20 protein-coding genes are annotated in these 21,379 nt (G+C 47.7%); all 20 read right to left on the bottom strand.

Annotation, left to right across the window (positions count from 1 at the left end; all coding sequences use genetic code 11):
* Positions 1-359 precede the first annotated feature (359 nt).
* Positions 360-722 carry an IS66 family insertion sequence element accessory protein TnpB gene (gene tnpB / locus ACTQZS_RS11355; protein ID WP_441475902.1) on the bottom strand — a complete coding sequence of 121 codons (363 nt, stop codon included), beginning with the start codon at positions 720-722 and terminating at the stop codon, positions 360-362.
* Positions 712-1,095 (bottom strand): IS66 family insertion sequence element accessory protein TnpA, encoded by a 384-nt coding sequence (tnpA, locus tag ACTQZS_RS11350; protein WP_441475901.1) that lies wholly within the window; start codon positions 1,093-1,095, stop codon positions 712-714. Before tnpA ends, tnpB begins: the two co-directional genes overlap by 11 nt.
* A gap of 95 nt (positions 1,096-1,190) precedes the next feature.
* A complete protein-coding gene (locus tag ACTQZS_RS11345) occupies positions 1,191-2,399 on the bottom strand; it encodes a radical SAM protein (protein WP_441475900.1) in 1,209 nt (402 codons plus the stop codon).
* 2 nt (positions 2,400-2,401) lie between these two features.
* The gene (locus ACTQZS_RS11340; RefSeq protein ID WP_441475899.1) at positions 2,402-3,526 is read right to left on the bottom strand and encodes a glycosyltransferase family 4 protein; all 1,125 of its coding nucleotides are present in this window, start codon (positions 3,524-3,526) and stop codon (positions 2,402-2,404) included.
* Positions 3,527-3,591: 65 nt separating this feature from the next.
* Positions 3,592-4,551, bottom strand: coding sequence for a type I phosphomannose isomerase catalytic subunit (locus ACTQZS_RS11335; RefSeq protein WP_441475898.1), 960 nt, complete (start codon positions 4,549-4,551; stop codon positions 3,592-3,594).
* Entirely contained in the window at positions 4,551-5,888 is a 1,338-nt protein-coding gene (locus ACTQZS_RS11330) for a sugar phosphate nucleotidyltransferase (RefSeq protein ID WP_441475897.1), read from the bottom strand. The genes ACTQZS_RS11335 and ACTQZS_RS11330 overlap by 1 nt, the downstream gene beginning before the upstream one ends.
* Before the next feature lie 14 nt (positions 5,889-5,902).
* A complete protein-coding gene (locus tag ACTQZS_RS11325) occupies positions 5,903-7,570 on the bottom strand; it encodes a phospho-sugar mutase (protein WP_441475904.1) in 1,668 nt (555 codons plus the stop codon).
* A gap of 692 nt (positions 7,571-8,262) precedes the next feature.
* Positions 8,263-8,490 (bottom strand): hypothetical protein, encoded by a 228-nt coding sequence (locus tag ACTQZS_RS11320; protein ID WP_441475896.1) that lies wholly within the window; start codon positions 8,488-8,490, stop codon positions 8,263-8,265.
* Between the two features lie 105 nt (positions 8,491-8,595).
* A complete protein-coding gene (locus tag ACTQZS_RS11315) occupies positions 8,596-9,408 on the bottom strand; it encodes a PD-(D/E)XK nuclease family transposase (RefSeq protein ID WP_441475895.1) in 813 nt (270 codons plus the stop codon).
* Between the two features lie 133 nt (positions 9,409-9,541).
* Positions 9,542-11,254, bottom strand: coding sequence for a recombinase family protein (locus tag ACTQZS_RS11310; protein WP_441475894.1), 1,713 nt, complete (start codon positions 11,252-11,254; stop codon positions 9,542-9,544).
* Positions 11,254-12,165 (bottom strand): hypothetical protein, encoded by a 912-nt coding sequence (locus tag ACTQZS_RS11305; RefSeq protein ID WP_441475893.1) that lies wholly within the window; start codon positions 12,163-12,165, stop codon positions 11,254-11,256. Before ACTQZS_RS11305 ends, ACTQZS_RS11310 begins: the two co-directional genes overlap by 1 nt.
* A 147-nt stretch (positions 12,166-12,312) precedes the next feature.
* Positions 12,313-13,074, bottom strand: a complete 762-nt coding sequence (locus ACTQZS_RS11300; protein ID WP_441475892.1) for a LysM peptidoglycan-binding domain-containing protein — start codon at positions 13,072-13,074, stop codon at positions 12,313-12,315.
* Positions 13,075-13,206: 132 nt separating this feature from the next.
* Entirely contained in the window at positions 13,207-13,476 is a 270-nt protein-coding gene (locus ACTQZS_RS11295; protein ID WP_441475891.1) for a phage holin family protein, read from the bottom strand.
* Between the two features lie 3 nt (positions 13,477-13,479).
* Positions 13,480-13,809 carry a hypothetical protein gene (locus tag ACTQZS_RS11290; RefSeq protein WP_441475890.1) on the bottom strand — a complete coding sequence of 110 codons (330 nt, stop codon included), beginning with the start codon at positions 13,807-13,809 and terminating at the stop codon, positions 13,480-13,482.
* A 17-nt stretch (positions 13,810-13,826) separates the two neighbouring features.
* On the bottom strand, positions 13,827-14,549 hold the full coding sequence (locus ACTQZS_RS11285) for a hypothetical protein (RefSeq protein WP_441475889.1): 723 nt from the start codon (positions 14,547-14,549) through the stop codon (positions 13,827-13,829).
* On the bottom strand, positions 14,546-16,006 hold the full coding sequence (locus ACTQZS_RS11280) for a hypothetical protein (protein WP_441475888.1): 1,461 nt from the start codon (positions 16,004-16,006) through the stop codon (positions 14,546-14,548). Before ACTQZS_RS11280 ends, ACTQZS_RS11285 begins: the two co-directional genes overlap by 4 nt.
* A complete protein-coding gene (locus tag ACTQZS_RS11275; RefSeq protein WP_441475887.1) occupies positions 16,003-18,132 on the bottom strand; it encodes a hypothetical protein in 2,130 nt (709 codons plus the stop codon). The genes ACTQZS_RS11280 and ACTQZS_RS11275 overlap by 4 nt, the downstream gene beginning before the upstream one ends.
* A 15-nt stretch (positions 18,133-18,147) precedes the next feature.
* Positions 18,148-18,516 (bottom strand): hypothetical protein, encoded by a 369-nt coding sequence (locus ACTQZS_RS11270; protein ID WP_441475886.1) that lies wholly within the window; start codon positions 18,514-18,516, stop codon positions 18,148-18,150.
* Positions 18,517-18,519: 3 nt separating this feature from the next.
* The gene (locus ACTQZS_RS11265) at positions 18,520-21,171 is read right to left on the bottom strand and encodes a phage tail tape measure protein (protein WP_441475885.1); all 2,652 of its coding nucleotides are present in this window, start codon (positions 21,169-21,171) and stop codon (positions 18,520-18,522) included.
* A gap of 54 nt (positions 21,172-21,225) precedes the next feature.
* The gene (locus ACTQZS_RS11260) at positions 21,226-21,360 is read right to left on the bottom strand and encodes a hypothetical protein (protein ID WP_441100600.1); all 135 of its coding nucleotides are present in this window, start codon (positions 21,358-21,360) and stop codon (positions 21,226-21,228) included.
* Between the last annotated feature and the right edge of the window lie 19 nt (positions 21,361-21,379).

Genomic DNA, 21,379 nt, shown 5'->3' with positions numbered 1-21,379 from the left:
AACCAATAGGATCAGCGATTGTTTATCCAGCTGATTTAATTCTTCCTTTGAATAATGGCCTGGCATTTTTTCTTCCTCACTTTCGATGTCTTTATTATACCGAAGAAGGAGAAACAACGCCAATGCGGGTAGAAAAACATTCGTCATTATGACTGTGGATAACTTATCCAATTTGCGACATCCGGTTGAATAAGTCTCGGAAAAACAGCGCGTTTTTTTATAAGGATCGGTGTTTCAGGAAGCTATTCTTCTGATCCGCAATCGATGGCAGGTGTTATCAACAATCCGATTTTTTTAAGAAAAGTTATCCACCGACAGACTGGAAAATATTTTTTTATTTTCTCTGTTTTGCACAAAGATTAGAGGAGGTCTGTGGGCTGCAAATCTGTTTGAATGGTCGATGTGTCAATCACAACAAAGCCATCGAGCAGACAGCGAAACTGTTCTGGTGAAATCTCCGCAAGTTCTTTGGTATTACGAGGCCACTTGAAACCTCCAACTTCTAATCTTTTATACAGAAGCAGAAAACCGTCCCCTTCCCAGACAAGTGCCTTGAATCGATCCTTTCTAGTGCCACAAAACAGAAAGAGCACATCCTTTTGAAAAGGGTCCAGCTGAAACTGTTCCTTGACGAGTGTTGCAAGGCCATCAATGCCTTTACGAAGATCTGTGCGTCCACAGGCAATATAGATTTTTTGCAGATTGGAAAGATCACGTAGCATATTTCATCACCGATCGGATAAGTGAGAGTACCTCTCTGGATGCATGATTCGATACTTCGATTGTCAAGGTACCGGTTCGAATGACAGCATCCGGACAAAAACTTGTTGCCGAATCCGTCATCGTCTGATCGACAATGTTTTTGGGAGATGATGGAACGGCAATCTCTGCAAAAGTAACCTCGGGTTCCGGAGACAGAGCGGCAGATTGTACATCATAAGTTTCATGTCTCAACTGTCGCTGCCAGTAATAGAAGCTTTTAATGTTGATACCATTCTGTTCACACCAGGCCTTTTTTGTAAGACCACTGGCATTACAGGCCTGAATGATATCAAGCCATTGTTGACGGCGAACGTCGGATGTGATCTTGTCCATCAATACCAAGCCTCCTTTGGAGAAGTCGAAAAAACCTTAGATTTATTCGACTCCATTATCGCAAAGGCTAGCTAGGTACAACAGGTACTGGCGGTTTACCGTTTACACTTCTTCTCCATCTGACTAGCGATATCAGCATCGACAATCTCTTCACCGGTCTTGTGCTTCAACTGTTCTTTCGACGCTTCACTTAGTCCGTTATTAACAACTGCATTCATATCACAGGTGCTAAGCTTATCAAGTTCTTCCTTGGTCACCTTACCATCACGGTAATCTCTGACAATCTTATTCTCATACATGCTATAAGGGTGCTTACTGAACAGTGCCTTAGCCTTGTGCTTAATAACCCAAGCAGTAGGTACCTGGATATACTTGTGCATAGCCGGGGAGACGGATCCAATCATCCAGCAGTTTCTGTCGCAGTGACGTACCTTATTGCGGACTTCATCAGCCTGCTTGCTGTTCCAAAGTTCATCCCAGGTCTGCTCGTTAAGATTACCCATCACTTCCTTATCTTTAGTTCCGTTACAGGGCATAACATCACCGTAAGGATCGATAAAGAATGTATCAAAACTCATATCACATGGAAGCAATCTTGGCTGTCCATAAATGTAATTAATAAGGCCGTGGTTGAAATAAGCCCTATACCACTTCTTCGGACTGTTGGATCTCAGAAGTTCGTTGATCAGGTTCTCGAAATTCTTCGCAACCATCGGACGATCATTAATGATATTCTTTGCTTCTACAAAGTAAAATGAGTTATGAAGAGATGCTGTCGCGAACTCCATCCCCATCTTATTAGAAAGCTCATAGAGAGGGACCAGATCCTTGGCATTTTTGTCCTGAACGGTCATACCAAATCCAACATCCTTCATTCCCATCTCACGGAGTTTCTTAAGTGTTGTGTATCCACGGTTGTAGCCATCCTGGAGTCCACGAATTTCATTGTTTGTCTGCTCAAGTCCTTCAATAGAGATACGAATCCCAATCTGCGGGAACTCCTTAGCTAAGTCGATAATACGGTCTGTGAAGAAACCGTTCGTAGAAATAACGATACGATCAGACTTCTTGTAAAGCTCACGAACGATATCTTTCAAGTCAGTCCTGATGAACGGCTCTCCACCTGTGATATTTGTGAAATACATCTTCGGAAGCTTCTTGATCGTCTCAATGCTGATCTCCTCCTCCGGTTTGGAAGGAGCCTTATATCTATTGCACATTGTGCAGCGTGCATTACAACGGTATGTAACAATAACTGTACCATTCAACTTCTGATTTCCTGTAGCGACTTTCTTATCTGCCATGATTAACTGTTCTCCTCATAAAGCTTTAATGTTCTATTTACAACATCATCCCAGTTGTACTTACTGCAAATAAAATCGGCAGCTGTAGATTTGTACTTCTCTACATCTGTCGGTGAATCAACCAGCTTTTGTAACTTCTCCCTCAGGTCCTCCACATTTGATTTCTTAAAGGTTACCGCCTTATCACCAGTAACCTCAGTACATTCCTTAATATCAGAAGTCAGGCAACAATTCCCATAGCTCATTGCTTCAAGAAGTGTCAGCGGCATTCCCTCGAGATCTGATGGAAGAACATATAAATAGCTATTACTATATAGCTCCTTTAGCGATCGTCCAGTAACAAATCCTGTGAACACAACTCTATTATCAGCTAAGCTTTTTATTTCTTCAGCGAACTCCTCAGAGTCTGAAGGCATCCCAGCAAGTACCAGTTTCTTGTCCGTCTTCACATTCTTCCACGCCTGAAGTAAGTATTTTATACCTTTCTCAGGTACCAAGCGGCCTACAAACAAAATATAGGAATCTTTACTCAATCCCCACTGCTTTGTAATCTCTTTTGCTTCAGTTATCCCCGTTCTTTCAACTCCATTGGGAACAAAAACCGTTTTTCGACCATAAGTCGTTATAAAATAGTCCTGTACGGCTTTGCTTAGTACGATAATTTCATCAGCATACTTTACTGCGTTCTTTTCTCCACCTTTTATATACCAAGAAGCGAATCGTCCCCATTTAGCTCTCGCCCAGTCAAGTCCATGGATTGTGACAACCACTCTCTTCCTGCCACCACTTAGGAACTTCACAAGCCACGAAAAGTGTGCAGGACCTTCTGCGTGAATGTGCACAACGTCATACTTACCAATTCCTGCGAATAAGCATCCAAAAAATGAAGAGGAGACCGCTGCCAATCCTCTCTTCTCAATGGTTGGAACATACTTGATGTTCACCCCCTTGTACTCAGTTAGCTTTTGCGCATCATATTTCTCACCGGCGACATGGTGACCTGATCTATTGTAGACAGTAACATTGTTACCAAGACTCACCATTCTCGTAGCTAAAGCTTCTACTACAATTTCAATTCCACCTTCCCGACTCGGCATTCGCTTATGGCCGACCATTGCTATGTTCATTAATAAACTTCCCTTTTTATTAAAATTCGCAAATTTCCATTCTCAAGTGAACTAAAATATTACGATTAGCACCTGATCTTCAGCAGCTCACAACTCCCAATCACATGGCATCTTCCAAGTCCTGCGGGAAGGAATATGCAGCTACCCTTCTTGAATCGCAGAGGTCGATTGCCTCCATCTGTTTCGAGTCCCCCCTCTCCATCTGTACAAAGAAGTACTTGGAAAGAGTTATTCATTACAGAGAAGGAAAAGCCCTTAGTCACCTGAATTTTTTCTGTTTCAAAATATTTGCACCGGCAAAGCATCTCTCTGGAGCATCCGTAGAAATACCGGACATAGCGTGGTTTTTGGCTTGTATCTCCGATGGGATTCATATTGAGAACCTGCACCGCCTTGCCAAAATGTAGCTCTCTGAGGTTTCCATTCTTATCTTTCCGGTTGTAGTCATATAGTCGATAGGTTAGATCGGAATTCTCCTGAATCTCCGCAAGAAGGATTCCCTCTCCAATCGCATGAACCGTTCCGGACTCGATGAGAAACACATCGCCTTTATGAACCGGAACATAGTGAAGATCATTCTGCAGAGTTCCGTCTGTGATATCCTTCTCTAAGATTTCTTTTGTAACTTTGTGCTCAAATCCCCAAACGAGCTTTGCGCCTTCTTTTGCTTCGAGCACATACCACATTTCCGTCTTGCCGTTTTGTCCGTTTTCATGTTCTCTGGCATACTCATCAGAAGGATGCACTTGAACGGAAAGATCCTTTGCCGCATCAATGAATTTAATGAGTACAGGAATTTGGTTATTCTTGTGCCCCACATACTCCGGGTGCATCTGGATGATCTCAGCAAGCGACATTCCCCTATACTCTCCTGAGATTGCATAACATGGTCCGTTTGGATGTACTGAACATTCCCATGTCTCTGCCAGTGGAGTTAATTCAATGTCTTTTCCATATTCTGTTTTCAATCGGTTGCCGCCCCAGAGATAATCCTTCCCTGACGGTGCCAGCAAAATAGGTGACATTAAATACTTCCTTCCACAAACCTGCTATCAAGCGGATATTTCTTTTTATCATTGAAAGTGATCTCTTCTCCCACCTGTGTTTCCAGTGCAATGATTTCGGTCTCAGCAATGAGCGTGTGTTTACATCCAGCTGCCATGGTAACGATGTCACCAGGACGGACGATTTGTTCCATGCCATCGATGACAGTCTTTCCATAACCACTGAGAATTGTGATGGACTCATCTCTTAACTCATGGCTGTGATAAGACATCCGTCTTCCAGCGTTGAGTTTAACTTTAAGTAGACGATAGCCTTCTCCAGCATCCAAAACGTTATAGGATCCCCATGACTTCTCGATGTATTTTGCCTCAGTGGAAATCTTCTCCACATACGGTTTCATGTAGCCGGATCGTTCCTTATCAGCAACAAGAATCCCATCACCGGATGCAGCAACTACCATGTTCTTTTCACCCATGACGAGGATCGGTATATCCAGCTCGTTGATGATGTTGACATTCTCACAAGTCTCATCAACCGTTGCCTCACCTTTGACTGGATCCGCCATAACTTCAGACATCGTGTTCCAGGTGCCGACATCTTTCCACTCTCCGGCATAACGCATCATCTGAATGGAAGATTCCTTCTCAACAACAGCATAATCAAAGGAGATCTTCGGGCACTGGCTGTATTTAGCATACAAATCACGGTAATCCTTGAAGTCCAGCATACTATGTGCCTTCTCAACAAGATAGCTGAGTTTAAACGCGAATACGCCCGCGTTCCATACAGCGCCCTGATCCAGATACTTCTGTGCGGTCTCCTTATCCGGCTTTTCCTTAAATTCTTTAACCCTGGAAACCTCATCCTTAGTCTCTGGAATAATGTATCCGTACTTCTCGGAAGGGTAGGTTGGCTGGATGCCCATCAGAGTCAAGTCCGCTGCATTCTTCTCAGCCAGTGTTCCGAGTTTTGCTACCGCCTCATAGTAGGAATCATCCACATACGGATCGACCGGGCAGACTACAACTGCTTCATCATCACTTACATTCAGTTCATCATGCAGATAAGTTGCAGCCAGTGCGATTGCCGGAAAAGTATCTCTTCTCATCGGCTCAACACAGACAGACACAGAATCACCAAGTTGATTATGGATAGCAGCAACCTGTGATTTAGATGTTGCGATCGTAACCTTAGCATCCTTATCTACTCGCGAGATCTGACGGAAAACTCTCTGAACCATGGATTCATAGTTTCCATCTTCATCCTTGAAGAGCTTTATGAACTGCTTGCTTCTTACGTCATTGGATAACGGCCACAGTCTTTTGCCGGATCCGCCTGAAAGTAAAATGATATTCACGGCTTTATCTCCCCTTACTGCATGTATTCTGTCATCTGGTCAGCGATCTTATGTTCTTCAGCCTTTGCTGTCTCCATAGAGTCCGCAGAGATGGAAATGTAAACCTTGAGCTTTGGCTCTGTTCCAGAAGGACGAACTACCACCGAGCTGTTCCCCTCGATCAAATATTTCAGAACATCTGACTTCGGAAGTCCGTTCAGTCCCTGACTGTAGTCCAGTGTGGTTTCTACCTTTCTACCTCCGAAATCTGTCATCCCCTGGTGGAACTTCTTCATGATCTCCTGCATCTTTTCAAAGCCTACAGAACCATCGAACTCATAGGAATGAAGTGTGTTAAGCCTATATCCATAAGTCTGGTAGAGCTCATCCAGCTTATCCAGAAGAGAGATCCCATGTGTCTTGTAATATGCGAACATCTCGCAGATCATGAACGCCGCATCTACAGCATCCTTGTCGCGGACATAACCGCCAGTCAGATATCCGTAGGATTCCTCAAAGCCGAAGATGTAATCATTCTCATGTTCCTGTTTCTCCAGGAGACCGATCTGTTCACCGATGAACTTGAACCCTGTCAGGACATCAATCGTTCTCACACCATAGTGATCCGCGATCTGCTTTCCCATATCAGAGGTAACAATGGTCTTGATCATCACCGGATTCTCCGGCATCGTTCCGTTCTTGATCCGCTGACTGCAGATAAAGTCAAGGAGCAGGAGTCCTGTTTCGTTACCAGTTAAAAGCTGGTACTCACCTTGGCTGTTTCTTACCGCAATGCCGCAGCGATCGCAGTCAGGATCAGTTGCCAGCATCAGATCTGCTCCAACTCTCTTGCAGTACTGAAGCCCCAGCTGCATCGCCTCGCGAATTTCCGGGTTCGGATACGGACAAGTTGGAAAGTTTCCATCCGGTTGTTCCTGTTCCTTCACAACAGTAATATTGGTAAACACTGACTCCTTTAATATCTGCGTTACTGGGATCAGCCCTGTGCCATTCAGTGGGCTGTAAACGATGGCAACATTCCGGTCGATATCTTCCTTTACAACTGACTGTTTCTTTACCTCTTCAATAAAAGATGTCAGTACTTTATCCGGGATATAAGTAATATTGCCTTCTACCTTGAATTCCGGAATCCGCACATCAAAAACTTCAACTGCTTCGATCTCTTTTAGGATCTCTGCCGCTGCTTCCGTAGTGATCTGGCAACCATCCTCTCCATACACCTTGTAACCGTTATACTTGGAAGGATTGTGGGAAGCGGTGATCATCACTCCTGCTGATGTATGTAAATACCGTATAGCGTATGAAACCGTCGGAACCGGATTCAGCCTTGGCCAAATATGAACAGAAATGTGATTCGATGAGAAGACAGATGCTGCCACCTTAGCAAACACATCTGATTTAATACGGGAATCATAACCTATTACGACTGATGCCGTTGTACCATATTTACGAAGAAGATAATTACTGAGACCCTGTGTGGCTTTTGCAACCGTATAGACATTCATCCGGTTTGTACCTGCCCCGATCGTGCCTCGTAAACCGCCGGTACCAAACGCAAGATTCTTGTAAAATGCGTCCTCGATACCTGCTTCGTTTAGATTCTTTAATTCAGGAATCAGATCCGCATCTATCGTTGCTTTCTGACACCATCTTTGATACTCCTCGCGGATCTTTTCACTAATCATCTACTCTTCTCCTTAAATTTATGCTATTCTTTGGGTTAGCATTCTATCCCTCATCTTCGTTTTATTCACAGGAAGTCTTCCAAACTTCCTGTGAATGAATGCCATATGACCCCCAGTCCCTACTCTTCCATTCCCCCGCGGGTCTAATCATTCTCTCGCCTGTCAATCGCTGACCAACCCGTGAATGAATGCCGGAGCATGGAATACAAACAATCATAAGCAAGCGATTGTTAAGCTCAGTGAAGAAAAGGCACCCCACGAATCGGTTCATCGCTATATATTGCGGTACGGAATACATGTGACTACTAGATATTGATTGATTAAGGGGTATTACCACGATATGAGCGAAGGATCGTGGGAATCGGCAGAAATGCCCGGGAATAGGAAATTTTGAAAAAGAGATAGATAGGCACTATAGTCTATAAGTCATAATCACCCCTATCGTGATTATGAGTCTGATTATGAGCTTGATTATGGACTACATATAATAAGGAAGAAACTCGTTCCTGATTATGGGACTTAAGAATGATGGAGCGACTCTGGGAGGTGAGACTAAATTCCTCTGCCCAGAAGGTGGCAGCAGGTCGCTCGAAATGTGTATATATAATAAAGAAGAAACTCATTCGAAAAGGACAAAAAAAAGAAGACCCCACAGAAGGGATCTTCCTTAGAGAAGCTGATTCAATTTGTTATGCAGGCTGTTTGGTTGCCAGTTTCTTTACTTCATCAACGGTTAGTCCTGAAAAATCTGCAATCTCCTCATGGCTAAACCTTTCAGTCTTAAGCATTTTACGAGCTACACTAATGGCGTTTTCTTTTGAACCTTCAGCTCTTCCTACGACTCTTCCTTCAGCTTTGCCTTCAGCTCTTCCTTCAGCTCTTGCTTCAGCGATCATATCTTCCATAGCCTTACACATAGCCGCCACTCCCTGCTCATAGATGATATTACAAATAGGGGCATGGCCTAACCACACCCCGCCTTAAGGGGATTGCCATCAAGGTGACCTTGTCGGCCAAAAACATCAAGCGGACTTCTTTGAGTCCAGCTCCTTAATCTCATCTACAGTCAATCCGGTTGCTCTTGCAATGTCTTCGTAGGTGAATTTCTTCATACCTAGCATATTGTTAGCTATTTGCAGTGTATTTTCTCTAGCAGATTCTCTAGCAGCTTCATTTCTCATATCTTCCATAGCCTTGCACATAACCGTCACTCCTTTCTCGTCTTCTTTAAAATATCTAACCCGATCAGCCAGCACCGGATAGTACATATCCTTCGCCTCTATACAAGCGAAATCGTGCATCAGCTTTCCGAGAGAAGTTTCATCTTTAATCTGTGAGTTCACATAGACAATATGCTCTTCATCTCCAAAGGGCTCTCCGGTTTCCGTGACCGTTCGCTCAATGTGATAAATCGGAAGGCTCTTCCCCAGCACATCGTTTTCCGTGATGAAGATTACATAACTTTCATTGAGCGCTTCATATTGTTCTCCAGGTTCTGTTACGTTTGCATCGATCAGGCTGCTGTTGTATCTGGCTCTCTTAACTCCTGCGCCATGATCACTGCGTTGGATCTCGATGTTGTACACATGATTCTTTTGGTCGACCGCCAGAATATCAAGTCTGACGGAGCGTCCCTGAAGGTTTTTTATCCCATACTGGCTGGTGGATTTTGTGACCTTCAGATCATCACGTTTCAGAATAATTTGGAGCAGAAATTCTGCACACTTTGTGTCCTCAAAGACTTTCGTCATGAAGTCATCATCGAGTAAGCGCAAATTGTGAAGACGCTCCAGATCTTCTTTATGCTTTCCTTCAAAGTCTAAATCTTTGTTCAAGCCACCGCCGTTCTTTCTTGATTTGTATATACTACCCTGACTTTATTATATCAGGAAAATCTGAAAATTTAAAGCTAAGTTGTCTAACTCTTCCAATTTCCACAGGGCTTGAAAGAGGTGTGTTGAATTCCGGTCACTTCTCCCTGAACATCGGCTTATCCAGAACCACCTGATACTCTTCCATCACCAGGGAGGCGTTGCCCTGCTCATCGAACTTTCGGTATCCCATGAATGCATTCAGGGTTCGCTGATTCCTAATGCTCTTCAGTTTGACACCGAACCTTGTGGTGTACTCTGCCTCATCGCCGATCAGGTCCATCTTCGTAAAGTACCGCTCTGCAAAGGCTCTATCAAAGGTTAAGATGTCCGGGGTTTTCTGGATCTTGTCATCCGTTACATTGATCCTGCCATGCTTGACCATGGAGTAGGCTCCGGGGATGATGTACCCTTCCACGGTCCGCATCAATGTTCCCTGCGCGTTGACTCCGTTGACCATGAGTGGTCTTCCGGTCTTTGTGATAGTCGGTAACTCCGAGAGCGCCTTCAGGAAGTTTTGATACTCTTCCATCATCTTTTCCAGCTCTTTCTGCGGGGCTTTATTCAGTTTCGCTTCATCGTACTTCTCGTTGAAGTCCATCGCAATGTCGGATCCGTCTCCATAGGTCTCGTCATCTTCCTTGCAGGTGTAGAGCATTTCCATGAAGCTCTGCTCCAGTGCAAACTCATACCATTTTTCTTCGTTGCTGTGTCTTCTTATAAATTCTCGCCGGAAGTAGTAATGCCCTTCTCCCCGCTCGTCTTCATAGTTCTGTACTGACCGTTCATTACGAGATTTGTAATAGTCTTTGTTGTGTAAAAGATTCAACAGTTTAAACGGTGGCTTTGCCCGGTTCTTTTTAAAGTTCTCAAGTTTTGCCGCTTCTCTGTCTTTTGTGATCTGGTTGCATTCCTCCCAGAGCTCCCGGGAAACCAGCGGCACATGATGATCCTTGATGTAGTAGGATTTCGCTTCTCCTTCATTCTTCTTGCAGATCTTGTTCTTCCGGTCAACGGTGATCGTCTTTTGCATCTGGACATCGCCCTTGTACTTCTCGTTCTTCATCAGCTGGATTACGGTAGACGGATACCAAATCTTCCCACCCGGTGCCGGAACGCCTCTATCCATCAGGTCTTTTGCGATGTCCCTGGATGCCCAGCCCTCCCGGTATTTCTCATAGATAAAGCGAATGGCTTCCCCCTGCTTTGGATCAATCTCCCAGCTTCCATCTTCGCCTTTCCGATATCCGTAGATTCGGTTCGGGTTAACCAACGGATCTCCAGCAGCAAACTTTCTGCGGATGGTCCAGGTGATGTTTTCCCCTGTGGAGTCGCTCTCACTCTGAGCAATGCCGGTCATGATCGTGAGCAGAAACTCAACGCCCTTCTGCATGGTGTCCAGATTTTCCTTCTGGAAGTAGACCCCGACCGGCGGATCCTGATGCAGAAGTTCATTCACAATGGTTAATCCATCCACCGTGTTTCTGGTAAAGCGGGAGATGGACTTTGTGATGATGTAGTCGAACATACCCGCCTTTGCGTCCGCGATCATCTGCTTGAAGCCGTCTCTTCCCTTGGTGCTCATGCCGGAGATACCATCATCTGCATAAATCCCCGCAAAGATCCAGTCTCTCTGATCTGCAATATACTGCTTATAGTAGGCCACCTGGTTCTGATAGGAGTTTTCCTGATCTTGTTCGTCTGTGGAAACCCTACAGTAGGCAGCTACGCGGACACCTCTGGATCGCTCCAGGGTATCGGCAGTCTGGAAGAATTTCTTGGTTGCCGGTAATACAGTTATCTCACCCATCACATAGCCTCCTCTCTTCTACGCTGTCTTTCAGTCCTTAATGCTTCCCGGTTTTTTCTCGTCCTCTCGAGGATCTTTGGCATGGCGTCCTCTTTCCAGGCATCATACTTCTCCTTCGTAGGAAAGCCGGTGTATCCGGTAAGATGACGATACAGCTGTTTTCGATCCTCTTTATACTCCGGTCCTGTCATCCCAAGACGCACCAGCCAGCTCCGGAAGATGAACTTGTCGCTTCCATTTCGGTTTTCAAAACTGCTTGCCGATTTTTGGTTAATTGCTGCTGCGTTAATAAAAGCGGTTAGAGTTTGGCAGGCATGAAGATCAACGTCTCCGTATCCGGTGTAGATCAGCATGTCTCCTTTTACCGTAAGCCCCTGTATCACTTGTCCGTGCTCTTCCTCATAGGTTTCCACAGCCTTGATGAAATTCCGGACTCCATATACCGCCTCATCCTGCATGTTGATCCATGCAATGAAATCATCGTCGATGGAAAAGTGTCCAAGCGTAGCTCGGTTCATGACGGTCTGGTGTGCGCGGATCAGGTGGATTAGCCTTAGCAGGCTGTTTCCGGTGTGCTGGTTGAGCGGCACAGCGATCCCTATTGTAGTTTTTTCCGGCTCTTTTACTGCCTCCTGCAGAATGCGTTCCTTCTGTTGTTTCTTAACATTTACCGGAGGCAGGATCACTTCTTCCTCAGGTTCCTCACCTGTGTGGATCATCCTCTCCCTCGCAAGAGTTGGAACCACATTATACGCATCCTCTTCAAAGGACAAAACCATGTTGCTGTCCACCGTGTATTTCCCGACCTGGTAGGCCATGCTCGGAATTCCGAGATACTTTGATTTTTGTCCGGTAAGATCCATCAGCCGTTTGATGATTTTTTTCTTATCGGTAATGATTGTGTATTCCATGTTTGCACGTCTCCTTTCTGGTCTATTCATCACTCTAAAACCTGTTTATAGCAACGAATAAACCCCGCAGAAACCACCAAACCTGACCCTTCACAAAAGGGCAGAAATTGGTAGATCTACGGGGTAATGCAGGCACTATATCTTCGGTTACTTCACCCGAATCTTCCATCCCACCCGGATCAGGTTCACATTTTTGATCAGGGATGCGTTCAGCTTCTGGATGGCGGATACGCTGGTTCCATACCTTCTGGCAATTCCGGAGAGGGTGTCTCCTCGCTGCACGGTGTAGTAAACCGCCTGCGGCTTAGCCTTTTCGTGAAGCAGTTCGTTCACCTTCGCCTGCACAGCGGAGGCATCATAGCCGGAAGAAGCAAGGCGTCTTCTCCTGTCAGAGCCATTCCCCCACTTCCCGGCGATCACTTCCTTTGCCACCTCGGTGATGGACTTCGTCGCGGTATTCTCCTTGTAGCGAAGCACATGGTTCCAAGGGAAGTTCCGATACGAACGGATCAGAAACTCACGTCCTGTCTGGTCACCGGGAGCGCCACCAACTGCGGTTCCCTTCTCATTGATGGATGCCTCGACCTCTCTTCCATTTCCGCAGTACATCGCGGTGTGGTGCGCGGTGTTTAAAAGGACATCGCCGCGTCTAAGGCCTGCTCCGGTTGCAAGGTTCACCGTGCCGGTTACGTCCTCAAAGCCACAGGACAAGAAGACGGAAAGCATGTTGCCAGTATAGGTAGCACCCCTTGTCTTCACAGGAACACCGGCTGCCTGCCATGCCGAGATCACTGCCGAGGAGCAGTCAAAGTCTCCCTTCTCTCCCCAGCGATACCTCTGGTCATAGCCGTATCGATTGTCATTTGCATGATTTTCCATCCACTGGATGGCAGATTCTGTTTTACTCATGATTTTCTCCTCCCAATCAAACTTCTATTTCCTGCAAATCAAAAAGCCCTCCGGGTTTTGAAGCCCGAAGAGCCGTGAATTACATTGCTCCCTTAACGGAAGGAGCTTCCGAGATACGAGGATCACCTCCTCTCACGCATCTGTCTTGGTGAGCTGCTTGTAGATCTGGTTTACACCAGTCGCTGCAAGACCGGACACAATACCGACAGCCAGAGCGTTGATCACATCTGTTGCCGGGAAGTCCGGCATGAGATACAGTCCCGCAATGCCGAGCGCCGCACCGACGCATCCGCAGATTACTGGGATCAGCTCATCCTTCACAGAGCCAGCTGCCTTGCAGCCGATGCCGACAAGGTAGGCGATCACTGTGATTGCTGCCACACTTGCAATTCCAAAGTCCATAAGTCATTCCTCCTTCTTTTTATTTCTGTCTGCCGTAAGCGGCAGTTCCAGACACTTCTTATACAGGGACTCTCCGGTACCATTTCCACCAAGGGCCTTGTATGGCTTGTACAGGTACTCTAGGTTGCTCCGGTCCTCCGGAGAGCACCATCCCCGGGCAATAAAAAAGCTGCAGGCCTGATAAATACGGTCGTGCAGCAATGCCATCATTCCATCTTTGATTTCGTCGTTCTCCTGTTTTCGCCGGAGAAGCGTCCGCCAGAGCCAGGTGAGAACGGCGAGGATCAGGGCAAAGAGCTCCTGGATCCAGTATTTCAAGATAAAGTCGATCAATGGAATCACCTCCTTCCTTAATCCTCCACATATACCATGAGGTACTTGTACTTGAGCGTTGCCTGGTTATAAGCCATCAGGGTTGTCTCATCATTGGGAACACCATCGGCAAACTTGAAATGCCCGATCTGATCCGCATCCGGGTAGCTGGTTGTTCCGTTGTCTTCGCTATCTATGATGCACTTTCCTGTTGTGGCGTAGAAGCGGAATCCGTTATAGGTATCCATGTCCGTTGACAGGGTTCCGTCCGAAAGCCGTACTTCCACGACCTTCAAGCGGATATCAGGATCACTCTTCGTGATTGAGGATCTCTTCAAATGCACAGCGCTGTTTGCGGGATAGGTAATGAAGCCCCTCCCGTCATCCACGTCCAGCGCAAGCTTTGTCACCGCAGCGACGTTCTTGATGTGATCGAAGGAAGGATTGCTTACTTCTGTGACATCTCCACTGGAGCCTCCAGATCCGGATGCCGGAAGAGTCAGCACCTGTTTGGTTCCTTCCGAGGAGCGGATGGTGAGCTTGCTGTCACTTAGTTCAAAGGTGTAGGTCGTATCCGTAAAGACTGCATTCTCAGGTACGTCGCAGGCTACCGCGTGTCCGTTCACCTTGGCGGCATTGTCCACAACTCCGTCCCCGTCTGCATCAAAGGAAGAAACCACATCAACGAGAGCGTTCGAGAGCTCGCATAACTTTTTAAGGATTTTAGATTTCCCCTTGTAAGCAATCCGGAAAAAATTCATGAGCCCGCCTCCATTGTCTTATCCTCATCAAGCAGCGTGTATGTGATCTTCATCGTCTGTGAGGCATTCTTTTCGATAGGACTTGAGAGGTTGGCAATCGTCCCGAGATAGTTGGCAACATAACCACGGTAGATCCGGGACGAATCATAATAGCCAAAACACTCCAGATGGTCCCCGCATACCTGGAAATGATCCGACCAGTCCGACTCGCGGCGGGTGCCTTTAAAGTTATGGAGGAATACAGTTCCGTCTTCATACACCAGACCGTTTCGCCATTCATAGCCGTCCTTGGTGTAATGATAGAGGTTCAGCGGAACACCTCCGTTATAAGGGGTGATCTGCTGAAAACTGTAGATATAGTCACTGGATCCGTCCTCAATCACCCGGATTGCTTTGACATCCACGGGATTTTTGAGACTCACCTTAAGCACCTCTTTCTGGTTTACCGCAATCACATACAGATAGCCATTCCGAACCCGAATCTGATAAGGATCGCTGAAGTAACTGACATATTGCGTCACATAGGTTTTCTTTGTTTTGTCATAGACGGATACCGTGTCATAATTGCATAAAACTCTCGGCGCTATCGTCATTGTGTGGATGTCAGATTTGCTGTAAGAGCCATCCGAATACTTGATGGTAAACCAGTTGAATACGTGGCCGGACTCTTTTTCGGGATCAAATCCCGCATAAACGCAGTAAAGAAATCCGTCCCCGCCATCAAAATACAGCTTCTCGTTCCGGCAGTGATAGGTATAGGAATTCGTTGCTCCGGAACTGCTCGATACATATGTGAAGGAACAGCACTCCGTGTCAAATTCCGTAACCGCTTCATAATCCTCCACGCGGGAAGCAAAGTCGTACACGTTATGGTGGAGCATAGCTCTGCGGACACGAGATACCCGAATCGAGTCCTTGACATTTTTAAACATATACAGGTATTCCCCATCATATCGAACTGGATACCAGCTTCCGTCTGTGGAAGGGCTTCCATTGGACGAGCTGCTGTAGTAGCCCATGTAATTGATCAACGGATTGGAAGCCGCGTAATTACTGGTACGCGCCAACGCTTTGATCGTCCCGTTCGCCTGTGACGTACCGAAGTCCCAGACGCTTTTATATCCATTCTCCACAGGTCCCGATTCTGCAGCATTAAACGAGCCTCTGTGGATATCCGATGTGTTTGTAGAGCCGTCTGCATATCCTACGAGGTGCACGTCCTTTGTCGGAAAATGTACGTTACGGATGTCCTCCGTAAGCGTCCCATCAAAAAGAAGGATGCCGCCGAGAGCATTGGTCGCAATCGGAAACACCTCGCTGTCCAGATTGGCCCCGCAGTTCTGCGCGATATTCATCACGTACCGGAGCGCATCCGTGACGAGGTTATGATCCTCTGCCTTCCTCTCCAGCTTTCCCGTCTTTGCATTAAAAAGTTCTATCGTTGTGATCCCTCTCATGCCGATATTTCCTCCTCATAAATCTGAATGTCCGTAACGGTTGCGGACTCTGTCAGAATCGCGCGCACCATCACGGAACCGGTGCATTTTTCCGCCCACGCCGAAGGGGTAATCGAGCGCATTGTTCCCTCAAACATGCCGTACACATCCTGGGTATAATCCGGTGTCACCCACTCATCCGCATAGGTCCACCAGCTTTTTCCTTTATCAAATGACACCAGGTATGCGACATCATCCCCGGAATGCTTGGATGTAATCTGCATAATGGCGGAAACTTCACAAACGGGCGTGGTCAGGGTTCCCTGGCTTGCCCCATCCGCGTTCTTCCAAACTGCGCCGTCATAAGTGACTCTGTCATAAGCCATGACATCCTTTGCGTAGGATACTGTGAACTGATGCAACCGGAAAATAGGACCGATTGCATCTGAGAATGCTCTCAACAGTACCTCTGCGACATCGAGATGGCTGATTTGGTCGTTAAGTGCAAAGTCTTTTGCTGCCGCGAATACAGAAGAAACAGAATCCTCAAAATCTCCAAGAAGCACTTCCCGAAGATCCGTTGCAGGAAGCGTATCCTCCACCTGGGTCGTCCCATCCCAGGCACCATCCCCGACAAGTCCCTGACCGGAAATATATGCCCTCGCCTGCGCCATGCCGATGTCGATTTCTCCGCCTTCCATCGTGATGTTTACAAGAAAGGATCCGATGATATTTGCCGTAGAGTTCCAGGTGTATAACAGATGAAGCAGATGCGTTCCGTCTGACGCGGTCTCCACAGGATAGTAGTCTGTGATTGACTCGCCGTTTAGTTCGTAGCTGACCTTCAGGATTCCTTCCTGTTCGGAAAAGGTACCTTCCAGAATGGATTCTGTTGTATTGAGCTGATAGATGATCTCTGCATGAAAGTCCACATGAGTGTCTTTTGTCGTGACGTAATGAAATTCAATGATCTTTCCACTCTGACCATCCCCGATGTGGATGTCCTGTGCATTCTGGTAATCGTAATAGTGGACTGCATCTCCATCGACCCGGTTCATAAGCCCCGCGAGGTTCTTATCCACCTTGCTTCTGGCGCTTGCAAGTGCCGGGTTCTGACCGACACCTTTTACCTTGTACTCACCGCCATATGTCCAGTCGTACTTTGTGATGCAGTAGAGCTTGTCTCCATCTGCAATCCCATCAGAAAATACCAGTACGTCTCCAAGATCATAGGCTGGGTTACCGATCATGGACACTTCCATTGGCACGTAATCAATTGCAGAAAGCGCACTAAGGACAGCCCTGGTCTGCTGCTCAAGCGTATCGGAAACGCCATACTGGAGCAGAGGGTTTGCGCCGAGGTTGTAGGTTAAGCCATCATCCGCATCAAGACAGTAGTATTTCGTTGTCTGTGTTGCGATATCCACTCTTGAGACGCCCGTGTAGCGAGTCTCAAAATCTGAGAACTTCGCTCCAGTATAGCGATGCCTGGAATCGATCGTATCAACCGGTTCCTTTGTGTACCGTCGAAGGATAAGCTTTCCCTCTCGATCCATTGTGGCAAAGGAACCCGCTGCCTGAGCGGTCCAGCTCACCAGATCCCGCCAGGTTTCTATGTCGTTGTCCTCATACACGGCGAGATTCTCTTTGCCGTTTGGGAATAACTGAAGATCTGTCTTGCTCTGCGCCATCAACACACCGCAGGCGTTACACGCCAAGTGCAGAAAATCATAAATAGACCCTTGGGAGGATGACAGAGAAATCGTCTTATCAAACAGGCTCATCCCGTCATAGGCTGTGATTTCAACTCCCGACAAGGTCCAGTTTGCTTCGGCAATGTAAAACACACCAAGCGGCACGTCCTCGTAGCTTCCGTCCGCAAGTTTTAGCCCACAGACTGGAGTTATCGGTTTTCCGAGAAGTGTTCTCTTCTCTAAATGAAGACCATTAAACGTTGCCTTTAACTGCCCGATATAAACCTGTCCGATCCCCACGTTTGTTTCATCCGAGCACTGATTTGTAATTGAAAAAGACCCAGAGAGGATGTTTTCATCCCAAAAAGGAACTGCTCCAATCGTTCCCTTCATATGAAAGCTTTGTACCGGCTGCTTCATGGCAGCCTTGTATTGTTCACTTACAGCGTACATGAAGCGCCTCCTTTCTTAGAACTCTTCCAGCTCGAAGCTTACGGTGTAGAGTCCATTCGTCCCTCTTGTCTTCTCCGAGTTCTTCTCCGGTCCGGTTTTGAAGTTCCGCATCCGCATGGTCCTTGTCTTGTAGCCCTGCGATTTCAGGTCATAGAGCTTTACCTGTATCGAATCCTTGTCCCGGAACGTGGCAAAAATTGCTGCCCACCTACTCGAACACGGAAAAGAGGCAGAGACGGACAGCTTGTCATACCTGGTGACAATGACCTGATCCGTTCCTGCCTCGGTCTGATTGGTACTCTCAACGACAGCGTAGCTCTCCTCCCAGCTTTCCGGTGTGAAGAGTTTTACGTCATCAAAGTAGATTGGGTAATCACTTAACATGCATCATCGACCTCCTGACCGATAGTTGCTCCGCTGGGTCGCACGAACGACGATCTCATCAATCCGCTCCTGCCCGATGTAGACAGGGATAATGATGTCACCGCCACCTGCACCTGCGAGAGCACCCTTCACGATTTCCGCAAGCTTATCCGTACCAACCACGGCTTCCTGCCCGGCTTCGCCGCCACCAAGGAGTCTGCCTCCGGAAGCGCCAAAGATCGTCGGGCTATTTAAGAGGTAGGCATCATCCATAGCTTTCCGATACCAATCGACGGAAAGATGCGGAACCGATGGCGGATTAATAGAGAGCTTTCCGCTGATCGAGAAGTGCGGGAGCTTGATGTGTGGAAGCTCCAGATGGCAGCCGGAGAAGAATCCCTTGATCCGATCGAGGCCGCCACTTACGATGCTCTTGGCATTCTCGATCATGGAGGAGAAAGCTCCCTTAATCTCACCAAGTTTCCCTTGTGCGGAAGAAAACGCATCGCCAAGCTTGCCGCCTGTGAGATTATTGATGGTAGTAAATCCCTCCTCCCAGATCGACTTATAAGCATCCACGGCAGTTCCGATGATGCCCTTGATCCCGCCGCCGTGCTGATCAACGGACGACTGAATCGCATCCCATGCATTCCCGGTGTTCGTCTTTACGGTATCCCACGCAGTACCGATCGTGGTCTTGATGTTGTCAAAGGTCGTGCCTGCTGTCGTCTTGATCCCGTCCCACACACCGGAGAGCGTGGATGTAATTCCATTCCATGTGTTTGATGCCGTGGTGCTGATGGTCGACCAGGTATTTCCGAGGAAAGCCGAAATGCCAGTAAAGACCGTGGTAGCTGTCGTGCTGATCCCTTCCCAGAGTCCTGTGAAGAAGCTGCTGATGCCGTTCCAGACCGATTCTGTAGTAGATTTAATCCCATCCCAGAGGCCGGAAAAGAAGTCGCCGAGGCCTTCACCAACGCTCTGTACACCAGAGCAAACGGTAGTCCAGACACCGCCAAACCACTCGGAGATTTCTCCCCAGTGTTTCACGATCTCAATCACTGCGACTACAGCAGCCACGACCGCAGCGATGATTCCAAGGATCGGAAGAATCGGAACGGAAACTGCTGTGATCGCCGGGATTGCCGTTGTGGAAAGGAACCCGACCAACTTTCCGACCACACTTGTGACGGAACCCACAGCGGTGACAACCTTACCAACGCCAACGACGACTGGACCGACAGCGGCAGCGATGAGGGCGGCCTTGACGATTGCCTCCTGCATTCCCGGGGACAGACCATCCCACGCACTTTTGAGAGTTGTCACCACATCTTTGATCTGGGTCATCGCTTCCGTGATCATCGGTGCCGACGCATCTACGATCTCCGCGCCGAGGTCTTTTAAGTTGTTCATCACAACTGTCATCTGGTCGAGCGGATCTAGAGTTTCATTGAACGTACTCTCCACCGATCCCGCATAATCTCCTAGCGTGGTAGAGAGGTCGCTTAAGGAGAGCTTCCCCGTCTGCACCGCATTGTAGATCGCGCCACCGGCACGGGAGCCAAAGAGGTCGTAGGCCGCCTGCAGCTTCTCGGTATCGGAGGCATTGCTGTTCATGGTTTTGGAGAAATCCTTCAGCGCATCGCTTAAGGACTGTCCATTCTTTGTTGCGGTCTTCTGCGCCTTGGTAAGGCCGGTGAGCATCGTCGAAGTATCAAGACCGGACATCTCCACCGCGCCCATAAATCCTGCCGCCTGTTCCGCAGAAAGTCCCATCGACTGGAACTGTGTGGCATTCTTGGAAAGATCCTGCGAGAGCGTATCCATTGACACACCGGTTGCCTGTCCGACCTGATTTAAGGCATCGAGGAGGTTCCCGGCATCATCGGACGACTGCCCGAAGGCGTTGAGGACGGAAGAGACGTTATCGACAGAAGTAGAAACATCGGTAGAATTCAACGTCGAGAACTCCACGAACTTCTTAGAGAGGTCTTCAAGTGCATCACCCGTCAAACCGAACCTAGTGTTTACTTCGCCAATGGCGTCCCCGGCAGTCTGGAAGTCTGTCGGAATGGTCTCCGCGATCGACTTGGCGCGCTTCTGCATGTCCTCAAGGGCTGCACCGCTTGCTCCTGTTTTCTGCGTCACGGTATCGAGCGCTTCATCGACTTCCTTCCAAGCGGCAACCGAGGCAGCACCAACCGCAGCGACAGGGACCGTGATGCCTTTGGTGAGTCCTTCACCGACATCACTGATCTTGCCGCCGACTTTCTTCATCTTGTCCCCGGCAACCTGAAGCTGCTGTCCGGCAATAGAGCCAAACTTCTTATACTCGTCCTCGAGTCCTTCGAGGGACTGCTTGGTCGCCTCGATCTCCCGGGTCAGTGCTTCCTGCTGTTTTTGCGTCTCCTCAGTCTGAGGACCAGCCTTTAGCTGAGCGAGGGCTTCCTTCTCCTCGGCAAGCTTTTTCTTTGTCGCATCGATCGCTTCGGTCAGGTACTTCTGCTTCTGTGCCAGAAGATCGGCATTGCCCGGATCCATCTTGAGAAGCTTGTTCACGTCCTTAAGGTTACTCTGGGTATCCCGGATCTCCTTATTCACGCCTTTCAGGGCATTGGAGAGCTTGGTCGTATCGCCGTCCAGCTCGATTGTGATTCCTTTAATGCGATCTGCCATAGCCTACTCCTTCCTTCATGGCATGAAAAAGCACCGGCTCATCACCGATGCGAATTAAAACGAATCGAAGTCCTCCTGTGTCGCCACCTGCCGGTACTCATCGTCGCAGAAGTCATTCCCGGACTCAATGATCATATCCATCACAGTCCCCTCATCCAGTTCATCCAGCTCAGACAGTGTCAGTCCCATCTGCTTCGCCCTCAGGAGA

The organism is Bilifractor sp. LCP19S3_H10, assembly GCF_052119185.1.
Classification (GTDB): Bacteria; Bacillota; Clostridia; order Lachnospirales; family Lachnospiraceae; genus Bilifractor.
The sequence above is the reverse complement of the archived record's forward strand: the minus strand, read 5'-3'. Positions and strand labels throughout refer to the sequence as shown.